The organism is Thermoplasmataceae archaeon, from assembly GCA_038729425.1.
In the GTDB taxonomy this organism is placed as follows: Archaea; Thermoplasmatota; Thermoplasmata; order Thermoplasmatales; family Thermoplasmataceae; genus B-DKE.
On the sequence record JAVYSB010000001.1, the window covers coordinates 301,591 to 309,662 of the forward strand.

Genomic DNA, 8,072 nt, shown 5'->3' on the forward strand with positions numbered 1-8,072 from the left:
TAAACAAGTTGTTTGGGTGCTGCATCCAATCAGCTGGTCATCAGCTCTGATTATTCAGGGCTTTGGTTATTGCGTTGTATGAGAGAAGCGCGCATTTCTCGCGTGTTGGACCAAGGTTCAACCCTATCAGCCCAAGCACAATATCAGGTTTCATGTTTTTGATTTCTGCCACGCTTTTCCCCTTGACATATTCCGTCAACATGGATGCTGATGCTTGGCTTATAGAACATCCCTGACCCATGAACTTGATGTCTTTCACTATGCCATCTTCTACCAATATTGAGAAATGCAAGGTGTCCCCGCATACTGGATTTGCCTCTGTAATGGAAGTTGTTTCCTTCTGGAGTTTACCGTAATTTCTTGGTTCCCTGTAATGATCGAGAATAATATCCATCTGTATTTCTTCATCGTTCATCTTGCAAAGACCCTCCTTGTCGATCTGATACCATCGAACAGGCTCTCCACGTCCTCTCTGTCATTATAAATGTAGTAGGATGCCCTTGAGGTTGCAGCCACCCCAATCTCGTTCATCAGTGGCATTGCACAATGGTGGCCAGACCTGACAAACACATTGGCTCTGTCCAGTGATTCAGCAACATCATGTGGGTGTATACCTTGTGATATGTGAACCCCGCTTTCAGACATCTTCATCTGCAAATCAAAACTCGGTATCTCACCGATATTAAAAGTGTAGACACCAGCCCTTATTTCCAGATTTCTAGGTCCGTACGAAACAAGGTCTGGTATCTTCTCCTCTTCTTCCTTTTCCAGAGTGAATTTTATAAGATCTTTTTCATGTTCTCGAACATTTCCCATACCCAGATTTCGCAGATAATCCACTGCAGCTGAAAGACCAATGGCTCCCTCGATGTTCGGCGTACCCGCCTCAAATTTCAGTGGTACATCGTTCCATGTGGCGTGATCTTTCCAGACCTCCTTAATCATTTCTCCGCCCCCAAGGAATGGGTGCATCTGCTCAAGATCATCAACTTTGGCATAGAGTCCCCCTATTCCGCTGGGACCGAGCATCTTGTGACCAGAAAAAGCCAGGAAATCACAACCGATTGACGAAACGTCAACGGGCATATGTGGAACACTCTGGGCGCCGTCCAGAATAAATTTTGATCCGTTGTCATGGGCAAGCTTTACCAAGTCCCTGACAGGATTTATAGTGCCAAGAACATTGGAAACGTGGGTGAGCGAAACAACCTTAGTCCTTTTGCTCAGCATTTCCTGAAACTGGTCCATGCTGAGTTCCCACTGCTTGTTAAAGTTCACAAATTTGAGTTTTACTCCCATGTCCTGCAAAAACTGCCATGGAATAATATTGGAGTGGTGCTCCATGGTACCCAGCAAAATCTCGTCTCCAGGTTTCAGATCGTGAGCCAGTCCAAAAGCCACCAGGTTGAGCGCTTCTGTAGCGTTCCTAACAAATACAACCGTTCCGTCTTTTTCGGAGCCAATGAAACTTCTCACATTGTCTCTGGCCTTCTCGTACATATCGGTGGCTTCTTCGCTCAGCCTGTATATGCCGCGGTGAATGTTGCTGTTAAAGTTATAATAATAATTTACAATGGCCTCGACAACCTGCCTCGGCTTCTGGGTTGTCGCTGCATTGTCAAGATATATTATGGGTTTTCCGTCTATTTTCCTGTCGAATATTGGAAAGTCTTTTTTCACCTGTTTTGAGTTAATCATCTAAAACAAGGCCTTCTGAATATCTGGCGACTACCTCTGTGAGGAAATCATCACCCGATTTTTCAACGATTGACCCCATGAATCCGCTGGTTATCAGGTTTTTGGCTAAATTCTTAGGTATGCCCCTTGACCGCATGTAGAATATCTGTTCGTCGTCCACGCTGCTGATGGCCGAAGCGTGCTTTGATCTGGTATCGTTATTCTTGATTAGCAAGGCAGGCTTGGTATTTGCAAATCCATCTCTGGACATAAGTAAAATTTTTGAGTCGTAGTAGCCGGTGGACTTTATGCTTTTCTCCTCTATATCGATGTTACCGCGGTGCATAGTGGAACTTTTGCCCATTACCACGCCTTTCACATGAACATCAGCGCTTGTTGCTATTCCAATCTGGAAGCTGCTGTCCCTTATGTCCATCTTCTGCTGCCCGTCACTGAAATTTATCCCAAACGTCTTAAAATCAGAACTGTCACCCCTCTGGATAGATTCATTGGAAAAGAGTACCTTTTCTCCACCATGGTTTACATGGTATATGGTGAATTCTGAATACTCAGACAGGAAAGATTTTACGAACACGATATCAGTAACTTTCTGGGACTTGTCTTGGAGATAATCGAACTGGACCTTCGCCCTGCGCCCAAGGAAGATGTAAACATTCCTGCCCTGAACGCCATCTCCATCGCCGATAGTAGTATTAACCGTGCTGATAGTCACATTTGAGTCTTCTCCACAGCTAACAATTACCTTCAAAGCAAATGAAAGAGACGGATCGGAAGTATCGTGTACCTTCAAGGCCCCGGTGAAACCCTTCGGGATATCTATGAAAATTCCGCTTTGCCATACAGAGTTTATGAGATGTTCTATCCTGTCATCGCCCTTCTCGGAGAGAAACTCTGGAGTGAGCCCTGAATCTGAATTTCGCGCTGCCTCCATAAGGTCAAGTGCCTTAATAGCCCCGTTTTCGCTTGAGCGTCCGGCAATTCTGCCATTGACCACGGAAATGTTGTATCCATCTGGAGGAGCCTGGGCTCTTACATTGGCCGGTATGGTCCCGGAGGACATTTTCGCCAGGTCGCTCTCGGTGATTTCAACGTAGTCTTTCACCGTTGGGCTTTCTTTATAGTTTCGAAGTGGAGTCCTTGCAAAGGACAGCAGTGACTCTCTCCTTGGGTCATACGTAGGGCCCGTGTATCTAGTTTTTATGAGTTCTACATAGTTTTCCATGGTAGATCATCCGACGGCTCCAAGTTTTCCCATTTCGAGTTTAATAAGCCTGTTCATTTCCACTGCGAATTCCATGGGTATCTCCCTCATGACATCGTCAAGGAAGCCAAGGACAATCATTGAACTAGCGTCCTCTTCACTCAGACCCCTTGATCTGAGGTAAGTCAACTCTTCTGTTCCGATTCTGCCAACGGTTGCCTCATGAGCGAAGGTTGCGGTAGGATCGTAAATTTCATCGTGAGGGTAAGTGTAAGAGGACGATGCATCGTTGATCAGCAGTGCATCACACTGCACATGGCTCTTTGCATATTCCGCACCTTTGTTTATCCTGAGAAGTCCGCGATATATGGCCTTCCCATCATCAATGCTGATGCTCTTAGCTATGATCTTTGAAGTTGTATGCGGAGCGAAGTGAAGTGCCTTGGCTCCGGTGTCCTTGAAAGTTCCGGCTCCAGCCATGGCAACGTTCAGGTTCGATGCCGATGCGTATGGGCCCCGGAGATACGATGATGGGTAAAGCATGGTAACTTTTGAACCAAGTGATCCCCCAACCCACTCCATCTGAGCATTCTCGTCAACCCATGCACGCTTCGTTGGCATGTTGTAGACGCTCTTTGACCAATTCTGGACGCTGGTGTACCTTGCCTTAGCGTTCTTCTTGACATAAATCTCAACAATGGCGCTGTGCAGTGAGTTTTTGTCGTAACGCGGCGCCGTGCAGCCCTCGACATAATGCGTTTTGGACCCTTCATCAGCGATTACAATTGTGTGCTCAAACTGCCCAGTGGACTCACCGTTCATTCTGAAGTACGTCTGGAGAGGCATATCGATCTGAACGCCTTTCGGGACATAGAGAAATGACCCGCCGCTCCAAACCGCGCCATTTAACGCTGCAAACTTGTTATCAGTGAAGGGGACTGCTCTGCAGAAATAGTCCTTGACAAGATCTGGATAATTCCTAACTGCGGAATCAAGATCCATGAAGACAACGCCCTTGTCCTCCCACACCTTTTTGAGGTTATGGTAAACGCCTTCACTATCGTATTGGGCCACGGAGCCTGCCAGGTATTTCTGTTCCATCTCAGGTATGCCCAACTTGGTGAAAGTGTCCTTGATTTGTTCCGGCACCTCGTCCCAGTCATTCGTCTTTGTTTCTCCCGGCCTGTTGTAATAACTAATGTTCTCCCAGTCTATGCCGGAGAGATCTGGTCCCCATGCTGGAACAGGCTTCGAGTTGAATATTTCCAGCGCTTTGAGCCTGAGCCTCCTCATCCATTCAGGCTCCTTCTTTATCTCAGAAATCTCTTCGACGACCTTCTTGTTGAGTCCCCTACCTGTCGAATAATCTGAGTTGTCTGGATCGTGAAATTCAAAATCTTCTCTCTTGAAACTGTTTATGTCCTTCAACAGTTTTTCCAGTTCATCCTCTTTTTTATACTCAACTTCCATTTAATTCACCTTCATGCCCTGATCCAGTCGTATCCCTCGTCTTCAATCTTCATAGCAAGCTGCTTGTCACCGTTCTTAACAATTACACCATCCATAAGCACGTGAACAAATTGAGGATCTATATTTTTCAGGATCCTCTGATAGTGTGTGATAATGAGGAAGCCAACGTTGTCACTGTAGTAATCTTTTATCTCATTGGCAACAAGTTTCAGGGCATCCACGTCCAAGCCAGAGTCAATTTCGTCAAGTATGACAATCTTAGGTTTGAGGACGACCATCTGGAGTATCTCAATCCTCTTTCTCTCCCCACCGGAAAATCCGTCATTGACCGATCTCGATACAAAGGATTCGTCCAGTCCAACATTCTTTATATGCTTCTTCAGAAGTTCATAAAACTGTGATATGGATAACTTCTCATTCGGGTGGAGCTGGTTATAAGCATTCCTCAGGAATGTCGACAGCTTGACACCCGGTATTGCAACGGGACTCTGGAAAGCTAGAAACAGCCCGGCCCTGGCCCTTTCCTCAGGGTTCTTTCGGGTTAGGTCTATTCCGTCAAGAACGATCGATCCTGCGTCGATAGTATAATTCGGATGACCAATGAGCACATTTCCGAGAGTGCTCTTGCCGGCACCGTTAGGTCCCATTAAGGCGTGTATTTCCCCCCCGCGGATCGTCATCGACACGTCCTTCAGTATTTTCTTGTCCTCAACCGATGCAGCGAGATTGCTAATGATCAGTTCACTCATAATAACTGTACACCTAACCTCTAATCTCGCAGACATATTTAAACACTTTCTTATGTCTAAACTGACTAAATTATAAATACACCTGAGTAATACTACTATTGTAATATGGAAAACGAGCTCATTACTAGTGTTGATGCAAGTGACGACATAACGGCGATACTTGGTTCGGTTAGAGGGAAAATAGTAAATGAACTGAGCCTACAGGAAAGAAGCATGGACGAACTTGCCGAAATCCTTTCCATCAACAAGAATGCGGTGAAAGAGCATATGGGTTCCCTTGAGATGAGAGGTTATGTCAAGTCGTTTTTCCGTGGCGGCAAATCCGGGAGACCGAGGAAATTTTACGAGCTTACGGAAAAGGGAATGTCTCTTTTTCCAAAAAAATACATCACGCTGGCAACATACCTGATATCAGAATTCGAGACAGAAGTTGGAACAGAAAAGATGAACCTTATACTTGGCAGGATAGCTGACAGGATGATCAGGGACGCTGGTATGAAAATCGGGGATGAACCTGGAAAAAACAGGGAAGAGAAAATAAGGGAACTTAACGAGTTCGTTTCTGCCCTGAACCGGCTTGGCTACCATGCCAGGCTTGAGGTTACCGATGATACCGTCAGGATCATTAGGCACAACTGTATCTTTTATGACCTTGCAAAGAACAATTCAAAGATAATCTGCGGAACTCTGGGCAACCAACTCATAAATAAGTCCATTGACAGAAAATTCACAATTGTTGAGAAATTCACTGATGGCGCGAAGAAATGCGTAGTTGAAATCCAGATCTGATTGATAATTCGGCGCAGTGGGCATCTGCGATGGATAGAAACTTGGTAAAACGGTGACTGGTTGGCAACACTTAAATACAATAACTGGATATTTTCGGGAACCACACACTAGAATCCTTGTTGGAGCAAAGGTCTAAGATGATTAACACCCAGGAAAGTAAATTGAGATCCCCTTACCTGTCATTTGACAGAGCCCAGTGGTCACAGAAGAGGGGAAACTTTTCCGTATCAATATCAGATGAAGAAATCAGGGCTGTCAGGTCCCTGAATGATAAGATTGCACGAGATGAGGTCGTAGATTTTTATTTCCCAATCTCCAGGCTCATTGACCTTTACGTTAAAGCTAGCGTGAAACTCCATGAGGCGAGAAACGAGTTTCTAAGTGAGGATGGGCTTAAGGTTCCGTATATTGTGGGCGTTACAGGTAGCGTTGCCGTGGGAAAGAGTACCACTTCCAGAATTCTTAAACTTCTGCTCGAGAGGCTCCCCTGGCAGCCAAGAGTTGACCTTGTAACTACTGATGGTTTTCTTTATCCGAACAGTGTTCTCGAGCGCAATGGCATAATGAACCGTAAGGGTTTTCCAGAAAGCTATGACATCAAACAGTTGATAAATTTCCTGACGAGTGTGAAGTCCGGCGCGGATAAGGCTCTGGTGCCTGTGTATTCGCATCTGGAGTATGATATTCTGCCGGGCCAGTATTTAAAAGTAGAGCGGCCGGACATACTTATCATTGAAGGGTTGAATATATTGCAGGTAGGTGAAGGCGTTGACCATGGAATGCCCAAGCCTGTCTATGTGTCCGATTTTCTGGATTTCTCTATTTTTGTCGATGCACCGGAGGAATGGGTAAGGGAGTGGTTCATCGAGCGATTCCTCCTATTGCAGCAAAATGCCTTCGTAAACCCCAAATCATATTTCAGAAAATACCGTGAACTTTCAAGTGAAGACGCAATAAGGATATCCTCCGAAATCTGGGATAGTATAAACGGGCTAAACTACAAGGAAAATATAATGAAAACTAAGTGGAGGGCCCACCTAATACTTGAGAAGGGAAGAGACCATTCCATACAGCAAATTCTAATGAGGAAAATATAGGTTATTGATTTATCATATCCCCTTCCATGTGTTTTTCGTAACTTCTGCTGAGCACAAGGCCAGAAATCAAGAGGACGCTCGCCGCATAAAGTTCTACAATCCATAGAAGTTTCAGGCTTACAAGGCTCGCTGGAGCAGCAAGAAGAAGCAGAGCCGTCCCCCCGATTATTGCTCCCCCATTATATACGACGCCGATGGCAGTCGAGCGATACCTCTTGCTGAAAGTCTCGGACAGGAATGATGGCAGAGTAGAGAAAATCATGGCTTCAAGAAAAGCCTGAACTGAAAAAACAATTGTGAACACGACCCAGTCAGAAGTGAATCCAAAGAATACAAAGGCAGCAGACGGCACGGTGAAGATTATGGAGAACATGAGCATTGGAATCCTTCTACTTTTCTGTTTTCTCGCAATATATCCTCCGAACCACACGCCAATCAGAGATACAAAGTTGATCACAAGCAGCGCATCCAGCAGATGTGATCCGATATTCAGGAAATAAGGTGAGGATGCAGAACCCAGTATGGGGTAGAAAGAGAATGTGGCAGTATTGAGGAAAAGTATTCCAGTGGTGATCATGAGACCGTAGAGAAGTTTCACTGAAGAGCCTTTTATCATTGAAACGGCTGGAGAATTCTCAATCTCCCTGTTCTCCTTCATCTTATTGAAGACCTTTGTCTCCTTCGAAGCAGCCCTTATTACGAAAGTCAACGCACCTGGAACGAGAGACGTGAGAAACAGATACCTCCAGCCTATGGTCACGAATGAGTGCCCGAGGTAACCTGAGAGAAGTATGGCCACGTATACGACTAGGAAATAGCCAGTACCGTAGCCACTCTGCATAAATGCCCCCACCGGTTCCCTCTTATTCTCTGGAACGCTTTCCAGCGCTAAGGCCGCTCCGCCGCCATATTCTGCGCCGGCGAAGAAACCCACTATGAAAAGAACTATGTACAGTAGTATGGGAGAGAATATGCCAATCTGCGAATACGGAGGTATAATTCCTATCGCAGCGGAAAAGATTGTGAACCCGATTATGGAAACCGTCAGAAGCGTCTTTCTTCCAATTC

At 45.5% G+C, this 8,072-nt stretch carries 8 protein-coding genes; 2 read left to right on the top strand and 6 right to left on the bottom strand.

What is annotated here, in order from left to right:
- Positions 1–40 precede the first annotated feature (40 nt).
- The 5 genes from QW597_01510 to sufC are packed head-to-tail and all read right to left on the bottom strand — an operon-like array spanning position 41 to position 5,118.
- On the bottom strand, positions 41–415 hold the full coding sequence (locus QW597_01510; GenBank protein ID MEM0155265.1) for an SUF system NifU family Fe-S cluster assembly protein: 375 nt from the start codon (positions 413–415) through the stop codon (positions 41–43).
- Entirely contained in the window at positions 412–1,680 is a 1,269-nt protein-coding gene (locus QW597_01515; GenBank protein MEM0155266.1) for an aminotransferase class V-fold PLP-dependent enzyme, read from the bottom strand. The genes QW597_01510 and QW597_01515 overlap by 4 nt, the downstream gene beginning before the upstream one ends.
- Before the next feature lie 10 nt (positions 1,681–1,690).
- Positions 1,691–2,920: a SufD family Fe-S cluster assembly protein gene (locus QW597_01520; protein ID MEM0155267.1), complete on the bottom strand. Its 1,230-nt coding sequence runs from the start codon at positions 2,918–2,920 to the stop codon at positions 1,691–1,693.
- 6 nt (positions 2,921–2,926) lie between these two features.
- The gene (sufB, locus tag QW597_01525; GenBank protein ID MEM0155268.1) at positions 2,927–4,369 is read right to left on the bottom strand and encodes a Fe-S cluster assembly protein SufB; all 1,443 of its coding nucleotides are present in this window, start codon (positions 4,367–4,369) and stop codon (positions 2,927–2,929) included.
- Positions 4,370–4,380: 11 nt separating this feature from the next.
- Complete coding sequence (gene sufC, locus QW597_01530; protein MEM0155269.1) at positions 4,381–5,118, bottom strand: Fe-S cluster assembly ATPase SufC; 738 nt, start codon at positions 5,116–5,118, stop codon at positions 4,381–4,383.
- A gap of 105 nt (positions 5,119–5,223) precedes the next feature.
- Between sufC and QW597_01535 the strand changes: the two genes are divergently transcribed.
- Positions 5,224–5,907 (top strand): ArsR family transcriptional regulator, encoded by a 684-nt coding sequence (locus tag QW597_01535; protein MEM0155270.1) that lies wholly within the window; start codon positions 5,224–5,226, stop codon positions 5,905–5,907.
- A gap of 137 nt (positions 5,908–6,044) precedes the next feature.
- Entirely contained in the window at positions 6,045–7,004 is a 960-nt protein-coding gene (coaA, locus tag QW597_01540; protein MEM0155271.1) for a type I pantothenate kinase, read from the top strand.
- A 1-nt stretch (position 7,005) separates the two neighbouring features.
- Here coaA and QW597_01545 read toward each other — a convergent pair.
- The coding region (locus QW597_01545; GenBank protein MEM0155272.1) for an MFS transporter at positions 7,006–8,072 on the bottom strand (1,067 nt) is incomplete at its 5' end.

Coding starts and splice junctions, on each gene's coding strand:
- QW597_01510 (MEM0155265.1), bottom strand. CDS start 415: ATGAACGATGAAGAAATACAGATGGATATTATTCTCGATCATTACAGG.
- QW597_01520 (MEM0155267.1), bottom strand. CDS start 2,920: ATGGAAAACTATGTAGAACTCATAAAAACTAGATACACGGGCCCTACG.
- sufB (MEM0155268.1), bottom strand. CDS start 4,369: ATGGAAGTTGAGTATAAAAAAGAGGATGAACTGGAAAAACTGTTGAAG.
- sufC (MEM0155269.1), bottom strand. CDS start 5,118: ATGAGTGAACTGATCATTAGCAATCTCGCTGCATCGGTTGAGGACAAG.
- QW597_01535 (MEM0155270.1), top strand. CDS start 5,224: ATGGAAAACGAGCTCATTACTAGTGTTGATGCAAGTGACGACATAACG.
- coaA (MEM0155271.1), top strand. CDS start 6,045: ATGATTAACACCCAGGAAAGTAAATTGAGATCCCCTTACCTGTCATTT.